This is a genomic window from Jannaschia helgolandensis (genome assembly GCF_900109285.1).
Lineage (GTDB): Bacteria > Pseudomonadota > Alphaproteobacteria > Rhodobacterales > Rhodobacteraceae > Jannaschia > Jannaschia helgolandensis.
In genome coordinates this window covers 96,889-119,503 of record NZ_FNZQ01000002.1, presented here as the reverse complement: position 1 = coordinate 119,503, position 22,615 = coordinate 96,889, and the positions used below count along the sequence as shown (strand labels likewise).

Genomic DNA, 22,615 nt, shown 5'->3' with positions numbered 1-22,615 from the left:
CGCGACCATTGGCGCTTCGGGGGCGGCATGGCATGGAGGTGGAATGAACGAGACGCCCAAACTTCGCCGTGGCTGGACCACGGGTGCCTGTGCGACGGCGGCCTGCAAGGCGGCGCTGACGGGGATGTGGGGCGGGACGGTGCCCGACCGGGTGACGATCACGCTGCCCAGGGGCGAGACGCCGACGTTCGAGATCGTGAACGTCGCCGGTCATGAGGCAGGCGTCATCAAGGACGCGGGCGACGACCCCGACGTGACGCATGGCGCGGAAATCCGGGTCCGGGTCGCGGCCTCGAAGGGCGGTATCGTGTTCCGAGCGGGCGAAGGCGTGGGAACGGTCACGAAACCGGGCTTGCCGATTGCGGTTGGTGAGCCTGCGATCAACCCGGTGCCGCGCGCCATGATGGTCGAGGTAGTGGCCGAACTGGCCGCGGAATACGCCCGTGCGCCGGATGTGGAGATCACGGTGTCCGTCGTCGGTGGCGTAGAACTGGCGGGCAAGACTTGGAACCCCCGGTTGGGCATCGAAGGCGGTCTGTCGATCCTGGGCACGACGGGCATCGTGCGGCCGTTCAGTTGCGCGGCCTGGATCGCTTCGATTCACCGGGGCATCGACGTGGCCATCGCTTCGGGACAGGACCATGTGGCGGGTTGTACCGGGGCGACCAGCGAACGCGTCGTGCAGGCGCTGCATGGCCTGCCGGATCATGCGATGCTGGATATGGGCGATTTCGCGGGAGGCATGCTGAAATATCTGCGCCGCCATCCCGTCGCGCGGGTCACCGTGGGCGGCGGAATCGGCAAACTGTCCAAGCTGGCGCAGGGTGCGATGGACCTGCATTCCGGTCGGTCGCAGGTGGATTTCGGGCTTTTGTCGGACTGGGCCGGGGTGAATTTGTCCGATTGCAACACCGCGCTGGAGGCGGTGGAGCGGGTGCCGTCGCTGGCCGGGGTCGTGGCGGGCAGAGCGCGCGCACAGGTCATGTCGATGATCGGTGCACAGGTCGATATCGTGGTGATCGACCGTGCAGGCCGTATTCTGGCACACGATGGGTGAGGTGATGATCCTTGCCGGCACGGGGCTGGCGCGGCGGGTCTGCGCCGCTGTCGCGGATTGCGACGTGCTTGCGTCCCTGGCGGGCGTGACGGAGGTGCCGTGCGATCTGGAGGTGCCGACACGGATCGGCGGGTTCGGCGGCGAGGCCGGGTTTCGGGCCGCTCTTGAAGGCGTGTCGGCGGTTCTGGACGTGACGCATCCGTTTGCGGCGCGGGTCACCGAACGGACGGTGCGCATCTGCCGCGAGATGGGCGTGCCTTATCTGCGGTTGCAACAACCGCCATGGCCGAACGATCCGACATGGCATGTCCATGCCACCACCGCCGCCGCCGCCGATGCCATTCCGACCGGCGCGCGCGTGTTCCTGTCGACGGGTCCGGGATCGCTCGTGCCGTTTTTGCAGCGTGGGTTGCATCTCTGGTGCCGCCGTATCGACCATGCCCCGACGCGCGACGGCGTGACGTGGATCGTTGCTCGTCCCCCCTTCACCGAGGATGGTGAACGCGCCCTTTTCGCCCTGCTGGGTGTCACGCATCTGGTCAGCAAGAATGCCGGCGGCGCGCGGGCCAAGCTGGACGCGGCGCGCGATCTTGGGCTAGCCGTCCACATGATCGCCCGGCCGAAAGACCCCGGCGGAGAGGAAAGTCATGACATCGACCGCGCCATCGCCTTCGTCCGACACCATTCGGCGGATCGAGACCGACGCTGACATTGCGGAAGGCGCGGCATGGCTGGCGACCCACGACCCGCGCCTTGCCGCAGCTCTCGATTTGACCGGACCGCTGCCGCTGCGCCGCCGGGCCGACGGTTTCCGCGCGCTTCTGGGCGCGATCGTCAGCCAGCAGGTCAGCGTCGCGTCCGCCAATGCCATCGTCGCGCGCTGCGAGGCGGCGGACTTGCATGACCCGGAGATCGCGCGTCGGGCAACGGAGGAGGAAATGCGCGCCTGCGGTCTCTCGCGCCAGAAGATACGCTATATCGGCGCACTGGCCGAGGCGCGGATCGACTTCGACGCCCTCCGCACCGCGCCAACCGATCAGGTCGTCGCCACGCTGACCGAAGTGCCCGGCATCGGACGCTGGACGGCCGAGATCTATGCGATGTTCTCGCTTGGTCATGCCGATGTCTTTGCGCCGAACGATCTGGCCCTTCAGGAAGCCGCGCGGATGCTGTTGGACCTGCCCGAACGGCCCAAGGAACGCGAAATGCGTGTCATCGCGGAACAATGGTCGCCGTGGCGGGCGGTTGCGGCCCGCCTGCTCTGGGCATACTACGCCGAGGCCAAGAAACGGGAGGGCATCCGATGACGCTGCGCCACGAACGCCGGGGGCCGGATGCGCCGAAGCGGCTTGTGATCTTTCTGCACGGGTATGGTGCGAATGCCGCGGACCTGATGGGTCTGGCCGATCCGCTGACACCGCATATGCCCGACACCGCCTTCATTGCCCCCGACGCGCCGGAGGCCTGCGCCGGTGCGCCGATGGGGTATCAGTGGTTTCCGATCCCGTGGATCGACGGATCGTCGGAGGAGGAGGCGATGGCGGGCATGGACCGCGCCGTCGACGACCTCAACGACTGGCTGGCCACGACCATGGAGGCCGAGGGCGTGACGGCGGCGCAGACAGTCCTGTTCGGGTTCAGTCAGGGCACGATGATGGCGTTGCATGTCGGGCCACGCCGGGCCGATGCCTTTGCGGGGATCGTCGGCTTCTCGGGCCGGATGCTCAAGCCCGAGGATCTGTCGGAGGAGGTCGTCAGCCGCCCGCCCGTCCTTCTGGTGCATGGTGACTCGGATGAAGTTGTTCCGATCCAGTCCCTTCCCGAAGCCGCAGAGGCGATGGAAGCCGCCGGATTCGAGCGGGTCTATGCGCATGTCATGAAGGGCACCGGCCACGGGATCGCGCCGGACGGATTGCAGGTCGCACTGGCCTTTTTGCGCGATGTCTTCGGGATTGAGTGACCACCGTCTGAAAACATTCATATTGCCCGTCTAGCCAGACCGCATCTTGAGGCTTGTCAGGGGATCGTCCCCAGATATAGTCGCAATCAACAGGGGCCGCGCGCCCGGATCAACGGACGCGCCGCCCCCAGATGTGGAGGGCGAGAGATGTCCGCCTTGTTGCAAGCCGCCTCGACCGCGACGGGGCCTGATTTCAGAACTGAATTCTCTCGCGATCCGGCGGGCCTGAAGCATTTTCCGGCGCTGGTTCTGAATGCGGATTATCGCCCGCTGTCCTATTACCCGCTGTCGCTCTGGCCCTGGCAGGATGCGGTGAAAGCGGCGTTTCTGGACCGTGTCACCATCGTCAGTGAATACGAGGAGGTGGTGCGGTCGCCCTCTACCACGATCCGTATTCCGTCGGTGGTGGTCCTGAAGGATTACGTCGCACCGCAGCGCCGCGTTGCCTTCACCCGATTCAACCTGTTTCTGCGCGATGAATTCGCCTGCCAATACTGCGGATCGAAGGGCGATCTGACGTTTGACCATGTCGTGCCGCGCGCGCGGGGCGGGATCACATCGTGGGAAAACGTCGTCGCGGCCTGCGGACGATGCAACCTGCGCAAGGGTTCGAAATCACTGAAACAGGTCGGGTTCCATCTTCGCAAACCGCCACGCCGGCCCGAGGCCGGACAGTTGATGAATCTGGGGCGGAAGTTCCCGCCGAACCACCTGCATGCGTCATGGATGGATTATCTGTATTGGGACGCCGAGCTGGAGGCCTGAGCGCCGTTCCATGCGCAAGACGAAAGCCCGGCGAGCATTGGAGCAATCGTTCGATCAGCACATCCTGTGCTGGGGCGCGAAAACCATCGGCCAGTGGCGGCGTCGTCGCGGGAGGCATTACATCAACTCCGGCTCGCCCCCGAGTCTTTTCGCCAGCCGCGCCACCGTCAATCCCTGCACGATGATCGAGAACAGGACCACGATATAGGTGCAGGTCAGCATCAGCGGCTTCCATTCGTTCTCCGGCAGGGCCAGCACCAGCGCGACCGATATGCCGCCTTTGAGGCCACCCCAGGTCATGACGCGGGTGATGCCGTCCTCGAAGTTCGGACCAAAGGGTTTGAGCAGGGCAATCGGCACGGCGACGGCGGCAAAACGGGCGACCAGATGCAGGCCGATGGAGGCGATGCCGGCAATCAGAAAGCTGGCGTCAAAGGCGACGGCGAAGACCTCGACCCCGATCAACAGGAACAAAACGGCGTTCAGGATCTCGTCCACCAGCGTCCAGAACGTATCGACATGGGCGCGGGTGTCGTCGGACATGCCGTATTTGCTGCCGACATCCCCGATCAGCAGGCCCGCGACCACGGCCATGATCGGGGCCGAGATTTCAAGCCAGACCGCCAGTTGATAGCCGCCAAAAGCCAGGGCAAGGGTGATCAGAACCTCCAGCGGAGGGTCGTCGATGCGGCGCATGATGCGGAACGCGATCCAGCCCAGCAGGCCGCCAAGTGCGGCACCGCCAAAGGCCTCCTGAACGAAAAGACCGGCGGCTGCCGACAGGCCGGCGCCATGGACCTCGCCCGACGGGAAGGCGATGCCCACCAGAACGAGAAACACGACATAGCCGACGCCGTCGTTGAACAGCGACTCGCCCGCGATCTTGGTTTCCAGTGTTCTGGGCAGGCTGGCCGCGCGTAACACGCCCAGCACCGCAACCGGATCGGTGGGCGAAATCAGCGCGCCGAAGACCAGCGCGATCAGCAGGGGCGCGCCCGTGATCCAGCTGAAACCGACGCCAGCGATTGCAGTGGACAGGCCGACGCCAACCGTCGCCATAAGCAACACCAGCAACCATTCGCGTTTCAGGTCGGACACCTTGACATGCAGCGCGCCCGCGAACAGCAGCAGGCCCAGCATGCCTTCCAGCAGGGCATCCGAGAACTCGATGTTCAGAACGACCGAGCGCACGTTATCGGCCATGCCCAGACCCGGCGCGAACCAGTCGAGAACCATGATTCCGAAACTGGCCGCCAGGGCAACGATCAGGATGCCGATGGCGGAGGGCAGTTTCAGGAACAGATAGTTCACCGCCCCGAACGCTGCGGCCAGAACCAGCAGAAGAGACGCAATCTGAAGCAAATCCATGGCGTTAGGTCCCATTCTTCATGTGGGGAATGTCGAAATCGGATGGCGCCAGCGTGAAGCCTTCGAATTGAAAACCGGGACTTACGGTGCAAGTGACCAGTGTCCAGTCGCCCGTGGTGCGGGCGGCTTGCCAGTGGTGCTTTGGGACCATGCCCTGAAACGCCATGCCATCCATGTCGGGACCAAGGGTCAGGTCGGTGGCTGGTCCCGCATCGCTGGCTGACGTCGACAGGATCAGCGGCGCCCCGGCGTGCCAGAACCACAGCTCGTCCGCATCGACACGATGCCAGTGGCTGCCGCCACCATCACGCAGTAGGAACAGAATGGCGGTTCCGGCGGGACGGGTGCCAGCGGGTGCGTCGCTGACGAAGGTTTGGCGGTAAAATCCGCCTTCGGGGTGTGGCGACAGGTTCAGCCGGGTGATGATCTCGTCCGCCGTCATGCTCTCCACCGTTCTTGTCACTGGGTGCAAGGCCCGGTGCAGATTGTTGTGGCGATGCCTGCCCTTCGCAAGACGGACGGGACATCGCCGACGGCATCAACCCGATCAAGATCATCGGCAGTCCGACCATAGTGATGACGCCTGCCAAAGGGGACCGGATCGGCCTTGGGCGCGATACGCCCGGTCAGCCGCGCAGGATCGAACGACCGGCGAACACGGCCGTCTCGCCCAACATTTCCTCGATCCGGATCAACTGATTGTATTTGGCCAGCCGGTCCGAGCGCGCAAGCGACCCGGTCTTGATCTGACCGCAGTTTGTGGCGACCGCCAGATCGGCGATGGTCGCGTCCTCGGTTTCGCCGGAACGGTGCGACATGACGCAGGTCATGCGGTTGCGATGGGCCAGCGACACGGCCTCCAGCGTCTCCGACAGGGTGCCGATCTGGTTGACCTTCACCAAGAGCGAGTTCGCAGCCTTCCTTTCGATGCCGTCGGCCAGTCGAGCAGGATTGGTCACGAACAGGTCGTCGCCCACCAGTTGCACCTTGTCGCCCAACTCCTCGGTCAGGGCGATCCAGCCGTCCCAGTCGTCCTCGGACATGCCATCTTCGATCGACAGGATCGGATAGTCCCGGACCAGTTCCGCCAGATACGACACGTTCTCATCCGATGAGAGCGTTTTTCCTTCCCCGGCAAGGTGATACGAACCGTCCTTGAAGTATTCCGTCGCCGCGCAATCCAGCGCCAGCATGATGTCTTCACCGGGTGCGTAACCGGCCTTTTCAATGGACTTGAGAATGAAATCCAGCGCATCGCGGGTCGACGACAGATTGGGAGCAAAACCGCCTTCGTCGCCGATGCCGGTCGACAGGCCCGCCGCCGACAGCTCCCCCTTGAGAGTATGGAAGATTTCGGACCCCATGCGGACAGCCTCGGCGATGCTGGCCGCAGCGACCGGCATGATCATGAATTCCTGAATGTCGATCGGGTTGTCGGCATGTTCGCCGCCGTTGATGATGTTCATCATCGGCACCGGCAGAACCCGCGCCGAGGTGCCGCCGACATATCGGAACAGGGGCAGGGCGCTGGCATCCGCAGCCGCCTTGGCGACGGCCATCGACACGCCCAGAATGGCGTTCGCACCCAGACGGCCCTTGTTGTCGGTGCCGTCCAGTTCGATCATCGCGCCGTCGATGGCCTCCTGTTCGGTCGCATCGAACCCGGCAATCACCTCCGCGATTTCTCCGTTTACGGCATCCACGGCGCCCAACACACCCTTGCCACCATAGCGGCTTTTGTCGCCGTCGCGCTTTTCCACCGCTTCATAGGCCCCGGTCGATGCGCCTGATGGCACAGCCGCGCGGCCCATCGTGCCGTCTTCGAGGAACACATCGACTTCGACCGTGGGATTGCCCCGGCTGTCGAGGATTTCGCGGGCATGAATATCGGTAATCGTGAACATGGGGCCTCCGGGGCGAATTGTGCTTGGCCGAGGGTCTAGCGCGCCCTGTTACGCTTGGGAAGCCGCCCGCAGCCTCGCTTCGCGCAGCAGGGTGAAAACACCCGACCCGATTACGATCACGACGCCGACAATCATCAGGGCATCGGGCCGTTCGCCGAAGGCGACCATGCCAACAATCAGGGCGAACAGCATCCGGCTGTAGCGGAACGACGAGACGACTGAAATATCGCCCAATCGCGTGGCCCCCACGATCGCCAGATAGCCGACCATGCCGACGGCGACGGCAATGGCGAGGATGCCGATCTGCGCCGCATCCGGGATCACCCAGGACGCGCCGGTCAAAAACTGCAGCAGCAAGCCTGCGGGCACCAGCGATGCGAAGGCGTGCAGAGACAGACGCGCGCCAGAGACGATGCCGGGCATTGTCCGTGTTACCAGATCGCGCGCCGCCAGGCCAAGCATGCCGCCCACCGCCAACAGGGTTGCGGGGTCGAAAGCGGAGGAGCCGGGGCGCAGGATGATCAGCACGCCTGCAAATCCGACACCGATGGCCAGCCAGCGCCGCCAGCCGACGCACGCGCCCAGAAACACCGCAGCGCCCATCGCGACGACCAGAGGCGTGGCCTGAATGACAGCCGAGGCAGTGGCCAGCGGGATCAGCGCCAGCGCCGATACGAAACAGAGCGTGCCCGTCACCTCGAACCCCGAGCGCAACAGAACCTGCGGGCGCAGGTAATGGGGCGACCAGACCGTCTGACCTGTGGCGATCAGCCATCCGACGAAGGCCAGCGATCCGCCGAGTCCCAGCATCCAGATGATCTGAGCCGCCGGGAAAGTGCCCGACAGCGCCTTGATCAGCCCATCTTCCAGCGCGAAACAGGCCATAGACCCGACCATCAGCGCAGCACCGCGCAGCGTGTCGGTCATCGGGCGGTCCAATTGTCAGACATTCGAGACGAAACGCGGCGGCTTCGCCAAATGTCAGACATTTGGCTTTCGCTTCACGCCGAACAGCTCCAACCGGTGTCCCTTGAGGTCATAGCCCAGCCGTTCCGCGATCTTTTCCTGCAGGGCCTCGATCTCGGGGTCGACGAATTCGATCACTTTGCCGGTCTGCATGTCGATCAGATGGTCATGGTGTTCGCGTTCGGCGTCCTCATACCGCGCGCGGCCATCTCCGAATTCGCGACGCTCCAGCAGCCCCGATTCCTCGAACAGTTTCACTGTCCGGTACACGGTGGCGACCGAGATATTCGGGTCGATGGCACTGGCCCGCGCGTGGATCGTTTCGACATCGGGATGATCGAACGCATCTTCCAGCACCTGCGCGATGGTCCGGCGCTGGCCCGTCATACGCAATCCATGGGCTTCACAGCGGTCGAGGATGGAGGGCGCCGAGCTTGTCATATCCGCCTCCTAGCGGGCCACGACGCGCGCGGCAATTGTGGCGCAGTCGGTCATGTGCCGCAGAACGTCTGCGTCACCCGCTCGTGCGCGGCGGCGGGGATACGATAGGGGGCGTTGGCCTCGGTCTCCTGCCACGGATCGGTCAATACGGCATTGAGCGCATGGAAGGGTGCGAAGTCGCCCGTATACGCGGCGGCAATCGCCTCCTCGACGCGGTGGTTGCGGGGGATGATCGCGGGATTGGCGCGGCCCATCGCAGCCGTATCGGGGTTGCGGGCCAGCCATCGCGCCTGCCAGTCGTCGAACCGGTCGCGGGTCAGGACTTCGTCCCGAGCGCGTCCGGGCGCGGTGGTCAGCGCGCGGAAGACATTCGTGAAATCGCCCTGACCTTCGGACATGATATCAAGCAGTTCCATGGCAAGGCTCATGTCGTCCACGCCGATCTTCGCGTTCATCACGGCGGTCCACTCGGCGGCATAGAGGTCGCGGAATCCGTCCAGAGCGCCGGTTGCTTCGGCCACCGCCGCCTCCCGCTCACCCATCAGGGGCAAGAGGGCGGTCGCCAGTTGCGCCAGGTTCCACAGCGCGATGTCCGGCTGGTTCTTCCAGGCATAGCGTCCGAACTGGTCGATGCTGCTGAACACTGTATCGGGGTGATAGGACTCCATGAACGCGCAGGGGCCATAGTCGATGGTTTCGCCGGAGATGGTCATGTTGTCGGTGTTCATGACACCGTGGACGAAACCGAGACCCATCCATTGCGCAATCAGTTTGGCCTGAACACCCATCACATGTCGCAGCAGGCCCATCGGGCCTTTGGCGTCCGGCGCATGACGGGCGAGCGTGTAGTCCAGCAGAGCCTGCAAGCCGTCCACATCGTCCCGCGCGGCAAAGACCTGAAACGTGCCGACGCGGATGTGACTGGCGGCCACCCGTGTCAGGACGCCGCCGGGCAGAGGCCCTTCCTGTCGCAGAACCGTCTCGCCCGTGGTCACGGCTGCCAGGGCACGGGTCGTCGGGACACCCAGGGCATGCATCGCCTCGGATAGGATGTATTCGCGGATTACTGGCCCAAGCGCCGCGCGTCCGTCGCCCATCCTGCTGTAGGGGGTCGGGCCGGAACCTTTGAGTTGCACGTCCACCCGGCGGTTGCCGTCCATATGTTCGCCCAGCAAGATCGCGCGCCCATCGCCCAGTTGCGGGGACCAGCCGCCGAACTGATGCCCCGCATAAAGCTGCGCCAAGGGGTCGGCCCCGTCCGGTAAGGCGTTCCCGGCAAACACGTCCAACTGATCGTGCAACAGGTCGGGGTCCAGCCCCAGATCGCGCGCCAGCCCCTCGTTCAATGCGATCCAGCCGGGTGTACTGACGGCGGTGGGTGCCATCTTGGTATAGAAGCGCCCGGGCAGGCGGGCGTAGCTGTTGTCGAAGGCGAACATGCGCTTCCTCTTTCCTTAAATATCCCGGCGCACGAGGCAGAGCCGCGCTACCCCAGCCGGGCCAGACGCTCGGTCAACAACGAAAAGAACCCGTCCGCATCGACGTCGCCGATGAACAGCGCATTGGCCGGGCGGTCCGTTACACGCCACCAGTCCGCGACGGTCATACCGCGGGTCAGCGGGCTGTCGACCTCGATTTCCACGTTGATCTCGCGCCCGGTGAACAGGTCGGGCTTCAACAGCCAGGCAATCACGCAGGGGTCGTGCAGCGGCGCGCCTGCGGAGCCGTATTTTTCCTTGTCGAACCGTTCGAAGAAATCGGCCCATGCGGCGACCATGCGCCCGACTTCGGTGCCCAGATCGCGGAACGCCTGCACACGGTCGGCGGTGGTCAAGGCCTTGTGCGTGGCATCCAGCGGCAGGACGGTGATCGGTGCACCGGCGGCAAAGACGATCTTGGCGGCTTCGGGGTCGACATATATATTGAACTCGGCGGCGGGGGTGATGTTCCCCACCTCGAAATACGCACCGCCCATCAATACGATGCGCTGCACCCGCGCGACGATGTCGGGCGCGCGCCGGAATGCGGTGGCGATGTTGGTCAGCGGCCCAAGCGGGCAGAGCGTGACGGTGCCGGGCGCCTCGGCCCGTAAGGTCTCGATAATGAAATCGACCGCATGGATGTCCTGCAACGGCATCGTCGGTTCGGCCATCTGCGGCCCGTCGAGGCCGGTCTTGCCATGCACGTGTTCGGCGGTCACCAGGTCACGCGCCAGCGGACGATCGCATCCGGCGAAGACCGGCACATCGGGCCGCCGTGCCAATTCGCAAACGATGCGGGCGTTTCTGGCCGTCAGGTCCAGTGGCACGTTGCCCGCTACGGCGGTCAGACCCAGCACCTGCAATTCGGGCGAGGCCAGCGCCAGCAGGATCGCGACGGCGTCGTCCTGTCCGGGGTCGGTATCGATGATGATTTTACGTGTCATGCGGTCATCAAAACGCCGCGCCCCGGATTGTCCAGAGCGCGGCGCAACGTCAGGGACCGCAGGCGGTCAATTGTCGAAGTCGATTGACTGCATGATCTTCAGAGCTTCGGCGCGATTGCTTGCGACGGCTGTCAGAGAGGTGGTGTCGGGCGTTAGCTCACCCCAGCTTGCAACCAGGTCCGACGGTGGGGTGCCCGGTGTCACGGGATATTCGTTCACCACTTCGGCATAGATTTGCTGCGCTTCGGGTGACGACAGGTATTCCATGAAGGCCAGCGCCTCCGCCTCGTTCGACGCGCCCTTGACCATCGCCACGCCCGAGATGTTCACATGCGTCCCGCTGCCGTCGGCGAAGGTCGGGAAGTCGAGGCGGACGGCATTGGCCCAGTCCTGCTGTTCGGGGTCGGCCAGCATCGCACCCATGTAATAGGTATTGCCCAGGGCGATGTCGCATTCCCCGGCCCAGATCGCCTTGACCTGATCACGGTCGCCGCCCTCGGGCGGGCGGGCGAGGTTGGCCTTCACGCCCTCGGCCCAATCGGTCGCGGCCTCGATGCCGTCATGTTCGATGATCGCCGACAGCAGCGCTATGTTATAGGCGTGGGTGCCAGACCGGGTGCAGATCCGGCCCGCCCATTTCGGATCGGCCAGGTCCTCGTAGGTTGTCACTTCGCCTTCGCCGACACGTTCCTTGCTGGCATAGACGATGCGCGCGCGGGTGGTCAGGCCGAACCAGTTGCCGTCGGGGTCGCGCATCTCTGCAGGGATATTCGCGTTCAGGATCTCGCTTTGCACAGGCTGGGTGACGCCGGCTTCACGCGCCTCTTCCAGGCGGGCGACATCTACGGTGAAGATCAGATCGGCAGGCGACCGCGGACCTTCCGCGACCAGGCGTTCCGTGATGCCGTTGTCGATATAGACGACGTTTGCAGTATTGCCCGTCGCCTGCTGGAAGCCCGCGATCAGCGGCTCAATCAGCTCGGGCTGACGATAGGAATATACGTTCACCTCACCTGCGAACGCAGGCAGGGCAGCGAGTGCCGTAGTGGCAAGGATGAAAGTTCTGAACATCGGAGAATCCTCTGTGGTTGGATGAAGGAGGTATTCCCGACTCAAACACTCAGGTCAATCCCGACAAAATCACTTTGGTATTTTTTCAGCCGATTTTACCGCGTCCCATAGCCGGTCCATCTCCGCGAGATCGGAATCTTTCGGTGTACGGCCCTCAGTGGCCAGCGCGTCCTCAATGGCCTCGAAGCGGCGGGTAAACTTTGCGTTAGCGGCGCGCAGTGCGGCTTCGGGGTCGACATCCAGATGGCGGGCGAGATTGGCCATCACGAACAGAAGATCGCCCATCTCCTCGGTCACTTCGTCGGCGGTCAGGGTATCCCTGGCATCGACAAGTTCGACGGCTTCCTCGCGCAGCTTGTCCAGAACGGCGACGGTTTCGGGCCAGTCGAAGCCGACGCGCGCCGCCCTGTTTTGTAACTTTACGGCCCGCATCAGCGCGGGCAGGCCCAACGCTACGCCATCCAGTGTCCGGCCCTGCCGTTCCCTGGCCTTTGCTGCCTCCCAATCCTGCACCTGCTGCTGGGCGGATTTATCGCGGCTGTCGTCGCCCCAGATGTGCGGATGGCGGTCGACCATCTTCTGCGCAACCCGCTCGGCAATCGAATGAAAGTCGAAGCGCCCGTCCTCGGCCCCCATCCGGGCATGATAGACGACCTGCAACAGCAGATCGCCCAATTCCCCCTCAAGTTCGTCCCAGGCATCCCGCTGGATCGCATCCGCGACTTCGTAGGCTTCCTCGATGGTGTAGGGTGCGATTGATGCGAAGTCCTGTTCGATGTCCCATGGACAGCCCGTGACAGGATCGCGCAGTCGGTCCATGATCGCCAGCAGACGGGGCAATCCCCCGCCGGGAGCAGTGCAAAGGTCGTTTTGCGGATTTTCCGGCATTGGTATTCCTCCGTTCTCTGTGTTGTCTGCCCCTCAAAGCGAACAGGAGACAAGTCATGCCAGTCCTCAATTCCATCGCCGCGCTGCAACCCGAAATGCAGGAGTGGCGTCGCTGGCTGCACCGCAATCCGGAACTTCAGTTCGACCTGCCCAGAACCTCGGGCTTCGTGGCGGGGAAACTGCGCGAGTTCGGCATCGGCGAAATTCACGAGGGTATCGCCACTTCGGGCATCGTCGCCATCATAGAGGGACAGGGCGACGGCCCGACCATCGGTCTGCGCGCCGACATGGACGCGCTGCCCATCAAGGAAGCGTCAGGGGCCGAATACAGCAGCGAAACCAGCGGCAGGATGCACGCCTGCGGCCATGACGGGCACACGGCGATGTTGCTGGGCGCGGCGAAATATCTGGCCGATACTCGCAACTTCAAGGGTCGCGTGGCGCTGATTTTTCAACCCGCGGAGGAGGGCGGCGGCGGCGGCAACGTCATGGTGCAGGAGGGTATAATGGACCGCTTCGACATCTCGCAGATCTATGGCATCCACAACGCGCCGAACTTTGCAGAAGGCGAATTCTTCACCACGCCCGGCCCGATCATGGCCGCCGTCGACACGTTCCACATCGACATAACCGGCAAGGGCGGGCACGGCGCGATGCCGCACGACACCAAGGACCCGATCGTCGCAGCGCTTGGCATCGGGCAGGCGATCCAGACCATCGTCAGCCGCAATCACTACGCGCTGGACGAACTGGTCGTATCAATCACGCAGATCCATACCGGCACGGCGGACAACATTATTCCGGGCACGGCCTATATCGAGGGCACAGTGCGGACATTCGACCCGGCGGTGCAGGACATGGTGGAGCGGCGGCTGGGCCAGATCGTGACCGGGCAGGCAGCGGCCTATGACGTCGACGCGACATGCCGGTATGAACGGGGTTATCCGGCGACGATAAACGATGCCGAGAAGGCCGCATTCGCCGCGTCGGTTGCGGCGGATGTCGTGGGCGAGGACAAGGTCACACCCGATGCGCGCAAGGAAATGGGGGCTGAGGATTTCAGCTACATGCTGAACGTGCGCCCAGGTGCCTATCTGTTTCTGGGCGCGGGGGACGGGCCGGTGCTGCACCACCCGGAATACGACTTCAACGACGCCATCGCGCCCATCGGGGCCAGTTTTTTCGCCCGGATGGTCGAGACGGCGCAGCCGCTTTAGGGCGCGATGCGACTCCGGCGGAGGTGGGCGATCAGGTCGCCTGCCAACCATCCCGAACTGCGGTAACTGGCAATACTGCGCGCATCGTCGCGTTTGGCCAGCCGCCTGCCGTCGGCATCCCGGACCAGATCGTGGTGGTGATAGGTGGGCGTCGGAAGGTCCAGCAGACGTTGCAGGGCAACATGGATCGGGGTGGCTTCGGCCAGATCCTCGCCCCGCGTGACAAGATCGATCCCTTGCGCCGCGTCGTCGATGGTGACGGCCAGATGATAACTTGTGCCCATCTCGCGACGGGCGATGACGATATCGCCGATGCTGCGTACGAAAGTGTCAGCGGACATTGACCGCGGGTTGCCCCGTTCGGTCCAAGACAGGTTCGGCACCGCGTCCGCATCCAGCCGCAGAGCCATACCGTCGGGCCGGGGTCCGGTGCGGGATGCCCCCCTGCAGGTGCCGGGATAGACGATGCCGTCCGGCCCCAGCAACGGCGCGTTCTCCTGCGGGGCGGAGGCGGCGGTTTGGATATCGCGGCGGTTGCAGGTGCAGCGATAAAGGGCGCCCGCGTCCCACAGGCGGTCCAGTGCGGCAGTGTAAGATGTCAGGCGGTCGGACTGACGCATCACAGGTGTGGGCCAGTCCAGACCCATCCAGTGCAGGTCGTCGTAAATCGCGGCCTCCCACTCCGGGCGGGCGCGGGATTGGTCGATGTCTTCGATCCGCAACAGCATCTTGCCCAGATCGTCCGCCACCATCGCGGCCCAGGCATGGCCCAGATGCAACGGCCCGGTGGGGGACGGGGCGAAGCGGGTGATCATTCCGCCGCTTCGCGCAGCCCCAGCCAGTCCTGCCAATCGGCCTTGGCGCGGTCGGTGTACATCTTGTAACGGACCTGCCGCCCCTTGCGACCGCCCTTCGCGATCACGGGGGGAAACAGACCGAAGTTGACGTTCATCGGCTGGAAGGTCTTGGCCTCGGCCCCGCCGGTAATGTGGTGGATCAGCGCGCCCATGGCGGTCGTCTGCGGCACCGGGGGCAGGGTCGTGCCGGTCATTTCGGCGACGGCCATCCGCCCGGCCAGCAGGCCCATCGCGGCGCTTTCGACATAGCCTTCGACCCCGGTGATTTGCCCGGCAAAGCGAATGTGGGGCTTGGATTTCAGGCGCATCTGATCGTCCAGCAGGGTGGGCGAGTTGATGAAAGTGTTCCGGTGAATGCCGCCCAGACGCGCGAAGGACGCATCTTGCAGGCCGGGAATCATAGCGAAAACAGACTTCTGCGCGCCATACTTCATCTTGGTCTGGAAGCCGACAATATTATAGAGTGTGCCCAGCGCATTATCGCGCCGCAGCTGCACAACGGCATAGGCCTTTTCGGTCGGGTTGTGCGGATTGGTCAGGCCGACAGGTTTCATCGGGCCGAAGCGCAGCGTCTCACGCCCACGTTCTGCCATGACTTCGATGGGCAGGCAGCCGTCGAAATATCCGGCGGTCTCGCCCGGTTTGAACCCGGTCTTCTCGGCGGCCAGCAGCGCGTCGATGAATGCCTCGTACTGTTCGCGGTTCATCGGACAGTTGATATAGGCGGTGCGTTCTTCCTCGGTCTCGCCCTTGTCATAGCGCGACTGCATCCAGGCCGTGTCCATGTCGATGGTGTCGAAATGAACGATGGGGGCGATGGCGTCGAAGAAGGCGAGGCTGTCCTGACCCGCTTCGGCGGCGATGGCCTGCGCCAGCCCCGACCCGGTCAAGGGGCCAGTGGCAATGATCCAGTTTCCGCTGTCGGGCAGGGCAGTGATCTCTTCGTATTCGATGGAAATCAGGGGGTGCGCCAGTAATCTGGCAGTCACCGCCTCAGCGAAGGGATCACGATCCACGGCCAGAGCACCCCCGGCGGGAAGGCGATGTGCATCCGCCGTTTCCATGATGATGCCGCCCGCTGCGCGCATTTCCCAATGCAGCAGGCCGACTGCGTTCTGTTCGCTGTCGTCCGACCGAAACGAATTCGAACAGACCATTTCGGCCAGTGATCCTGTGCGATGCGCGAAGGTGGCGACCTTGGGCCGCATTTCGTGGAGGGTGACGGGAACGCCTGCCTGCGCAGCTTGCCACGCGGCCTCGGACCCGGCCATGCCGCCGCCGATGATATGAAGTCTGTCTGCCATGCGCCCCTCATACGGCCCCGCCGGATCGTGCGAAAGCCCATATGAAAAAACCGCCTCCTGTCAGGGGCGGTTTGTCGGCCCGAGCCGCATTAGCCGTCTTGGGTATCAAGATTGGCGAACTTGGACACAAGTTACTGGTGAATATTGAACGAAAATCCATGCGCGCCCGCTGATCCGCCATGGCGCAGGCTACGGCACTTCGTCCCACCTCCATGCGACGAAATGTTGGTGGAGCGTCGCCGCGTGCATGCTATTTATGTCCGGGATCGAGAACCTTCACTGGCTGGCCAACTTCAGACCGCTTTTCGAGCTGGAGCTGCAAAACCAATCCACGACGGCGCGCAGTGTCGTGTCACTGTGGCGGGTTTCGTGATACGTGATCCACAATTCACCCTTCAGATCGTTGTTCGGCAGATCGGCCAGAACCAGATTGTGATGCGGCTGAACCATGAAATCGGGCAGAAGCCCCGGCAGCCCGGTTTGGACAATCATATCCAGCGCCATCGGCATTGATTCAACGCGGTAGCGTGGACTGGGCTTGGCGTCTGGATATACACTCATCAGGTAATCGGCATCAGGGAAGCGCTGGGTCAGCCCGATCCATTCGCCGTTCAGTACGGCGTCACGTGCGTGATAGACGCGGAGCGAGTAGTCGCAGAACTTCCGCGCCTTCAGGCGACCACCTTCAGGGCGTCCGATGCGAACCTGAATATCCGCTTCACCCAGGCCTTGCGAAAAGGTCTTGTCGGTCAGCGTCAGGATCACCTGCGGAAGATATTCACTCAATTCGCTGGTGCGGGGCAACACGAACTGGCGATGAACGGCGGGCGGCGCAGCGATTTCAATCGAAATCATCACGTCGTCATTGCCTTCGGCCATGCCGACGATTTCAGACCGCAGTCTGTGGTCCAGGTCTTCGGCGATCAAGGCCAGACGTTCAGCCGCAAGTGTCGCCACAAATCCGGTCCCGCGTTTTTCGAACAGCGAAATCGAGAGATCGTGGCTCAGCCGGTCAAGACGGCGAGACACGGTCGCGACATTTGTGTTGAGATACCGCGCGGCGGCTGACATCGTTCCGTGCCGCGTCATCGCAAGGACGAACTTCAGATCGTCCCAGTTGTCCAATGTTTTAGGCATTTTCGAGACATCCCTGCTTTCTGCGGGTCCCCTCACTCATAGGACGAGATTGGAGGGACTGTCACGCCTGCGACGGCGGATTTGCGATTATGTCATGCAAAGTTGCCGTATATGGTTCACTCCATATCTGTGACGTTGGTCCCATCTTCCGACACATCGTCGTCCGAACTGTCAGCGACGCGCGCGACCGAGACCACTTTTTCCGAGCCTTTGGTATCAAAGACCTTGACGCCGCCGGCGCTGCGCGAGCGGAAACTGATGCCGTCGACCGGGCAGCGGATCGACTGACCGGTCGATGTGGCAAGCATGATCTGGTCGTCCATCTCGACAGGGAACGCGGCAACGATCGGGCCGCCGCGCGCCACCTTGTCCTGTGCCCCGACGCCCATGCCACCGCGGCCCCGAACGGGATAATCGTGCGATGACGACAGCTTGCCAGCGCCGTTTTCAGTGATGGTCAGGATCAAATCTTCATGCGCCGACATCTCGGCATAGCGCTCGGGGTCGATGGTGGCATTGGCATTTGCCTCCTCGTCGTCGGGCAATTCCGCATCGTCGGCCAACCCGGCCACCGCGCGGCGCATTTTCAGGTAGGCCGTGCGTTCGTCGGACGTCGCATCGAAGTGGCGGATCACGGCCATTGACACGACGGCGTCGTCCTTACCGATCCTGATACCGCGCACACCGGTCGAGGCGCGCGAGTTGAAGACCCGCACGTCGGTCGCCGGGAATCGGATCGCGCGACCGAACCGCGTCACCAGCATCACGTCATCGTCGTGCGACGCGATGCGCGCGTTGATCAGCGACCATCCCGCGCTTTCGCCCTCGAACTTCATGGCAATCTTGCCGTTACGCATGACGTTGGCGAAATCCGAGAGTTTGTTGCGCCGTACCGTGCCGCGGTCGGTGCAGAAGACCACCTGCAAATCGCCCCAGTCCTCTTCTTCGCGGTCGACAGGCATGATGGCGGCGATGCCGGTACCAATCTGGATCGGCAAAAGGTTGACCAGCGCCTTGCCCTTGGAGGTGCGTCCACCCTGCGGCAGGCGCCAGGTCTTGAGTTTGTAGACCATCCCGTCTGTCGTGAAGAAAAGAAGCGGCGTATGGGTGTTGGCCACGAACAGGGTGGTGACGACATCCTCTTCCTTGGTGGCCATGCCGGCGGTGCCCTTGCCGCCCCGCTTCTGGGCACGGAATTCGACCAGCGGTGTGCGCTTGGCATAACCGGACGAGGTGATGGTCACGACCATATCCTCGCGTTCGATCAGATCCTCGTCGTCCATGTCACCGGACCATTCGGTGATTTCGGTGCGGCGGGGGACGGCAAACAACTCGCGCACTTCGCGCAGCTCGGTCGAGATAATGTCGAGGATGCGCGCGCGAGATCCGAGGATTTCGAGGTACTCCTTGATCTTGCCCGCAAGCTCTTCCAGCTCGTCCGTAACTTCCTTGACGCCCAGTTGCGTCAGGCGTTGCAGGCGAAGTTCCAGAATGGCGCGGGCCTGAATCTCCGACAGGTTGTATGTGCCGTCGTCATTCAACGTATGGGTCGGGTCGTCGATGAGGCGAATGAACGGGGCGATTTCCTCGGCGGGCCAGGCGCGGGTCATCAGCTTTTCGCGCGCTTCGGCGGCGTCCTGGCTGGCGCGGATGGTGCGGACGACTTCGTCCACGTTGCTGACGGCGACGGCCAGACCGCAGAGGATATGGCTGCGTTCGCGGGCCTTGCGCAATTCATAGGCCGTGCGCCGGGCAATGACATCCTCGCGGAACGACAGGAAAGACGTCAGAAATGCCCGCAGGGTCAGCTGCTCGGGCCGTCCACCGTTCAACGCCAGCATATTACAGGCGAAACTGGTCTGCATCGGTGTGAAGCGGAACAACTGGTTCAGGACGACTTCCGCGGTGGCGTCACGCTTCAATTCGACCACGACGCGGACGCCCACACGGTCGGATTCGTCCTGCACGTGGGCGATACCCTCGATGCGCCTGTCCTTGGCGGCCTCAGCGATCTTTTCGATCATCGTGGCCTTGTTCACCTGATAAGGAATTTCGTCGAGCACGATGGCAAAACGATCCTTACGGATTTCCTCGATACGGGTCTTGGCGCGCATCACGACGGAGCCGCGCCCCTCCAGATATGCCTTCCGGATACCGGTGCGGCCCAGAATGATGCCGCCGGTCGGAAAGTCGGGACCGGGAACGTATTCGATCAGGTCTTCGGACGTCAGGTCCGGGTTTTCGATCAGCGCAAGACAGGCGTCGATGACTTCGCCCAGATTGTGCGGCGGGATATTCGTCGCCATGCCGACGGCGATGCCGCCCGCGCCATTGACCAGCATGTTGGGAAAGCGGGCGGGCAGGACCGACGGCTCCATATCCTTGCCATCGTAATTCGGTACCATGTCGACGGTGTCTTTTTCGATGTCAGCCAGAAGGTATGCGGCAGGCTTGTCCATCCGCACTTCGGTATAGCGCATGGCGGCCGCGTTATCGCCGTCCATCGAGCCGAAGTTGCCCTGACCATCAAGCAGAGGAAGCGACATCGAGAAGTCCTGCGCCATTCGCACCAGCGCCTCGTAAATCGCGGAATCGCCGTGCGGGTGATACTTGCCCATGACGTCGCCGACGGGGCGCGCCGACTTGCGATAGGACTTGTCGTGCGTGTTGTTTGTCTCGTGCATCGCATAGAGAATGCGGCGGTGAACCGGCTTCAGACCGTCGCGCAGATCGGGGATCGCGCGCGAAATGATGACCGACATGGCGTAGTCGAGGAACGAGGTTCGCATCTCGTCGATGATCGAAACCTGCGGCCCATCGTGGTGCATGACAACGCGCTTGGGAGTTTCGTCTTCGTTTTCAGGCATTTCCGGCTCGTCGTTCATGCGATTCTCGGCCTCGGATCGGATCTAGATATGGTTGAAGGTTCTTCTAGCACCCCCCGGATATAGGCTCAACGCCCTGAACCTCTCGAAGTGCCGAAAGTTCAGGCGCGCCGCGCCGCCATGATCCAGACCACCGCCAGTACCAGGGAAAATACGCCGTTCCAGCCTGCCATCGTCAGGCCCAGTTGCCAGACGATATCATCGCACATGATGATTGTGTCGGACACGTCGGTCGACAGAAGGTCTGCACCCGAAAGCGACGACAACCCATCGCCGTTGCCGGTGCAACTGCTGGGTCCGGGCCACCAGCCCTGTTCGACGCCCGCGTGGAAAAACCCGATGGCACTTGTGGTCAGGGCCGCCAGTGCGGCCAGGACCGCCATTGTCCGCGGGATGACGCCGCTCAGGGCGATCAGTCCTGACACGATCGCAGCCGCGTGTGGCCAACGCTGCCAGATGCACATCGCACAGGGGGCATATCCCGCAAGCTGAAACAGAAATGCGCCACCCAGCAGCGTGATATGGCCCGAGGTGGCAAGCGCAATCAGGCGTTTCATATGAATTTCATCAGATAGACTGCGCCCACCAGCAAGACCATGAAAACGGTGAATACCAGGCCAAGCCGGCGTTCAATGAATGTGCGGATCGGCGCACCGAATTTCCACAGCAAAGCAGCCACCAGAAAGAACCGCAGCCCCCGTGCGACGATGCTGGCGACGATGAAGACCGGCAAGGATAGCTGCGTCGCACCAGACAATATGGTAATGACCTTATAGGGGAAGGGCGTGACCCCCGCGATCAGCACAGCCCAGGCGCCCCAGTCATTATACCTGGTGCGGAAGACATCGAAACTGTCGGCCTTGCCCAGGGCGCGGAGGATCGGTTCGCCCAAGGCGTCGAAGGCGTAGAACCCGATGGCATATCCCAGCATCCCGCCCAGGACGCTCGCCACCGTGCAGACGCCAGCGATCAGCCAGGCCCGTGACGGTGCGGCGATGATCATAGGTATCAGCAGGATATCCGGCGGGATCGGGAAGACCGAGCTTTCGACGAAACTGACCAGAGCAAGAACCCACAAGGCCCTCGGGTGTGCAGCCCAGGAAAGGGTCCAGTCATACAGGCTTCGGATCATGGGCTTGCCGGTCCCATGGAACCGTCGCAGGGTCAAGTGCGATTGACAGGAAGAAAACGGAGGGCGGCGATGCGCTGGCAGGGACGACGGGGAAGCCGCAACATCGAGGACCGCCGTGGGCGGCGCAGCAGGGGTGGCCGCGTGGGCATGACCGGCGGGGCCGGGGGCCTGGGCCTGATAGCTGTCGTGCTGATTGGCTGGTATTTCGGGATCGACGTCTCACCGTTCTTGCAGGGCGGCGGCACACAGTCATCGGTCACGCAATCGCGTCCCATCTCGGAGGCCGAACAGCGCGAGGCGGAATTCGTGTCCGTCGTGCTGGCCGATACCGAGGAAGTCTGGGCGGACCTGTTCCGCACGCAGGTCGGCACGAATTACGATGCGCCCACGCTGGTGTTGTTTTCGGGTGTGACGCAAAGTCCCTGCGGCGGGGCCTCGGGCGCGACGGGGCCATTCTATTGCCCGGCGGACCGCAAGGCGTATCTGGACACGTCGTTCTTCACGACACTGGATCAGCAATTGGGCGCGGGGGGCGATTTTGCCGCCGCCTATGTGATCGCCCACGAGGTTTCGCATCACGTTCAGAATGAATTGGGCATTCTGGGACAGGCGAACCGGATCAGGGCTCAATCGTCGGAGCAGCAGTCGAACGCCATTTCTGTCCGGGTGGAGCTTCAGGCAGATTGCTATTCAGGCATTTGGGCCCGCGAGGCGCAGGCACGTTTCAACAGTCTGGAGCGCGGTGATATCGAAGAAGCGGTCAATGCCGCCCGACAAATCGGCGACGACCGGCTTCAGCGCAGTCAGGGCAAGGTGCCGATGCCGCACACCTTTACGCATGGAACGTCCGAGCAGCGGGCGGGCTGGTTCGCCATAGGCTATGAGGAGGGTCGCATGGAGGCCTGCGATACGTTTTCGGCGCAGAGCCTCTAGCGCGACGATTGACGAGACGCGGATGGCCCGCTAGGGCTTCGCGCGCTGTCCCTGATCGGCCCGTGTGGCGGAATTGGTAGACGCAGCGGATTCAAAATCCGCCGCCGCGAGGCTTGCCGGTTCGAGTCCGGCCACGGGTACCAGGCAACAGCATCCCCGATCGACACCGGCATCCGCCGGGTCGATCGAAGCTTCGGGGGATCAGACACTCCGAATACTTCGGATGTCAGGAAATTTGTCACAATTGTGGTTGCCGTGAAAGAAACAGACCATCTTTAGCCAATCCAAATCCTGCCATATTTCGA

General features: G+C 63.1%; 22 protein-coding genes and 1 tRNA gene. 8 read left to right on the top strand and 15 right to left on the bottom strand.

The window, feature by feature from the left end:
• The first annotated feature begins 43 nt into the window (after window positions 1-43).
• From BMY38_RS07600 to BMY38_RS07580, 5 genes are all read left to right on the top strand, one after another.
• Window positions 44-1,057 (top strand): cobalt-precorrin-5B (C(1))-methyltransferase, encoded by a 1,014-nt coding sequence (locus BMY38_RS07600; RefSeq protein ID WP_092761508.1) that lies wholly within the window; start codon window positions 44-46, stop codon window positions 1,055-1,057.
• The gene (locus BMY38_RS07595; RefSeq protein WP_245737543.1) at window positions 1,026-1,766 is read left to right on the top strand and encodes a precorrin-6A/cobalt-precorrin-6A reductase; all 741 of its coding nucleotides are present in this window, start codon (window positions 1,026-1,028) and stop codon (window positions 1,764-1,766) included. The genes BMY38_RS07600 and BMY38_RS07595 overlap by 32 nt, the downstream gene beginning before the upstream one ends.
• Window positions 1,705-2,364 (top strand): DNA-3-methyladenine glycosylase family protein, encoded by a 660-nt coding sequence (locus BMY38_RS07590; protein ID WP_092761504.1) that lies wholly within the window; start codon window positions 1,705-1,707, stop codon window positions 2,362-2,364. Before BMY38_RS07595 ends, BMY38_RS07590 begins: the two co-directional genes overlap by 62 nt.
• On the top strand, window positions 2,361-3,017 hold the full coding sequence (locus tag BMY38_RS07585; RefSeq protein WP_092761502.1) for an alpha/beta hydrolase: 657 nt from the start codon (window positions 2,361-2,363) through the stop codon (window positions 3,015-3,017). The genes BMY38_RS07590 and BMY38_RS07585 overlap by 4 nt, the downstream gene beginning before the upstream one ends.
• A 147-nt stretch (window positions 3,018-3,164) precedes the next feature.
• On the top strand, window positions 3,165-3,782 hold the full coding sequence (locus BMY38_RS07580; protein WP_092761501.1) for an HNH endonuclease: 618 nt from the start codon (window positions 3,165-3,167) through the stop codon (window positions 3,780-3,782).
• Window positions 3,783-3,899: 117 nt separating this feature from the next.
• Here BMY38_RS07580 and BMY38_RS07575 read toward each other — a convergent pair whose 3' ends face one another.
• The 9 genes from BMY38_RS07575 to mazG form a co-directional block, all read right to left on the bottom strand.
• Complete coding sequence (locus BMY38_RS07575) at window positions 3,900-5,150, bottom strand: cation:proton antiporter (RefSeq protein WP_092761499.1); 1,251 nt, start codon at window positions 5,148-5,150, stop codon at window positions 3,900-3,902.
• A gap of 4 nt (window positions 5,151-5,154) precedes the next feature.
• Complete coding sequence (locus BMY38_RS07570; protein WP_092761498.1) at window positions 5,155-5,592, bottom strand: cupin domain-containing protein; 438 nt, start codon at window positions 5,590-5,592, stop codon at window positions 5,155-5,157.
• A gap of 184 nt (window positions 5,593-5,776) precedes the next feature.
• Window positions 5,777-7,054 carry a phosphopyruvate hydratase gene (gene eno / locus BMY38_RS07565; protein ID WP_092761496.1) on the bottom strand — a complete coding sequence of 426 codons (1,278 nt, stop codon included), beginning with the start codon at window positions 7,052-7,054 and terminating at the stop codon, window positions 5,777-5,779.
• Between the two features lie 48 nt (window positions 7,055-7,102).
• Complete coding sequence (locus BMY38_RS07560; RefSeq protein ID WP_175495802.1) at window positions 7,103-7,981, bottom strand: DMT family transporter; 879 nt, start codon at window positions 7,979-7,981, stop codon at window positions 7,103-7,105.
• 54 nt (window positions 7,982-8,035) lie between these two features.
• On the bottom strand, window positions 8,036-8,461 hold the full coding sequence (locus BMY38_RS07555) for a Fur family transcriptional regulator (protein ID WP_092761492.1): 426 nt from the start codon (window positions 8,459-8,461) through the stop codon (window positions 8,036-8,038).
• A 50-nt stretch (window positions 8,462-8,511) separates the two neighbouring features.
• A complete protein-coding gene (locus BMY38_RS07550) occupies window positions 8,512-9,900 on the bottom strand; it encodes a protein adenylyltransferase SelO (RefSeq protein WP_092761490.1) in 1,389 nt (462 codons plus the stop codon).
• Between the two features lie 47 nt (window positions 9,901-9,947).
• A complete protein-coding gene (locus tag BMY38_RS07545; protein WP_092761488.1) occupies window positions 9,948-10,886 on the bottom strand; it encodes a nucleoside hydrolase in 939 nt (312 codons plus the stop codon).
• Window positions 10,887-10,952: 66 nt separating this feature from the next.
• Entirely contained in the window at window positions 10,953-11,957 is a 1,005-nt protein-coding gene (locus BMY38_RS07540) for a Fe(3+) ABC transporter substrate-binding protein (RefSeq protein ID WP_092761486.1), read from the bottom strand.
• A 69-nt stretch (window positions 11,958-12,026) separates the two neighbouring features.
• Entirely contained in the window at window positions 12,027-12,845 is an 819-nt protein-coding gene (gene mazG, locus BMY38_RS07535; RefSeq protein WP_092761485.1) for a nucleoside triphosphate pyrophosphohydrolase, read from the bottom strand.
• A 56-nt stretch (window positions 12,846-12,901) separates the two neighbouring features.
• On the opposite strand from mazG, the gene BMY38_RS07530 reads away from it, so the two are divergent.
• Window positions 12,902-14,062, top strand: a complete 1,161-nt coding sequence (locus BMY38_RS07530; protein WP_092761483.1) for a M20 aminoacylase family protein — start codon at window positions 12,902-12,904, stop codon at window positions 14,060-14,062.
• Here the strand turns inward: BMY38_RS07530 and gluQRS are convergent.
• The 6 genes from gluQRS to BMY38_RS07500 form a co-directional block, all read right to left on the bottom strand.
• Entirely contained in the window at window positions 14,059-14,877 is an 819-nt protein-coding gene (gene gluQRS, locus BMY38_RS07525) for a tRNA glutamyl-Q(34) synthetase GluQRS (RefSeq protein ID WP_092761481.1), read from the bottom strand. The genes BMY38_RS07530 and gluQRS overlap by 4 nt on opposite strands.
• A complete protein-coding gene (gene trmFO / locus BMY38_RS07520; RefSeq protein ID WP_092761479.1) occupies window positions 14,874-16,223 on the bottom strand; it encodes a methylenetetrahydrofolate--tRNA-(uracil(54)-C(5))-methyltransferase (FADH(2)-oxidizing) TrmFO in 1,350 nt (449 codons plus the stop codon). The genes gluQRS and trmFO overlap by 4 nt, the downstream gene beginning before the upstream one ends.
• Window positions 16,224-16,499: 276 nt before the next feature.
• Window positions 16,500-17,360 (bottom strand): LysR family transcriptional regulator, encoded by an 861-nt coding sequence (locus BMY38_RS07515; protein WP_092761477.1) that lies wholly within the window; start codon window positions 17,358-17,360, stop codon window positions 16,500-16,502.
• A 116-nt stretch (window positions 17,361-17,476) separates the two neighbouring features.
• A complete protein-coding gene (gyrA, locus tag BMY38_RS07510; RefSeq protein WP_092761475.1) occupies window positions 17,477-20,245 on the bottom strand; it encodes a DNA gyrase subunit A in 2,769 nt (922 codons plus the stop codon).
• Window positions 20,246-20,346: 101 nt separating this feature from the next.
• The gene (locus BMY38_RS07505) at window positions 20,347-20,802 is read right to left on the bottom strand and encodes a disulfide bond formation protein B (RefSeq protein WP_175495801.1); all 456 of its coding nucleotides are present in this window, start codon (window positions 20,800-20,802) and stop codon (window positions 20,347-20,349) included.
• Complete coding sequence (locus tag BMY38_RS07500; protein ID WP_092761472.1) at window positions 20,799-21,377, bottom strand: YqaA family protein; 579 nt, start codon at window positions 21,375-21,377, stop codon at window positions 20,799-20,801. Before BMY38_RS07500 ends, BMY38_RS07505 begins: the two co-directional genes overlap by 4 nt.
• A 69-nt stretch (window positions 21,378-21,446) precedes the next feature.
• Between BMY38_RS07500 and ypfJ the strand changes: the two genes are divergently transcribed.
• Window positions 21,447-22,310 carry a KPN_02809 family neutral zinc metallopeptidase gene (ypfJ, locus tag BMY38_RS07495; protein WP_092761470.1) on the top strand — a complete coding sequence of 288 codons (864 nt, stop codon included), beginning with the start codon at window positions 21,447-21,449 and terminating at the stop codon, window positions 22,308-22,310.
• A gap of 58 nt (window positions 22,311-22,368) precedes the next feature.
• Window positions 22,369-22,453: transfer RNA gene (locus tag BMY38_RS07490), tRNA-Leu, on the top strand.
• Window positions 22,454-22,615 lie beyond the last annotated feature (162 nt).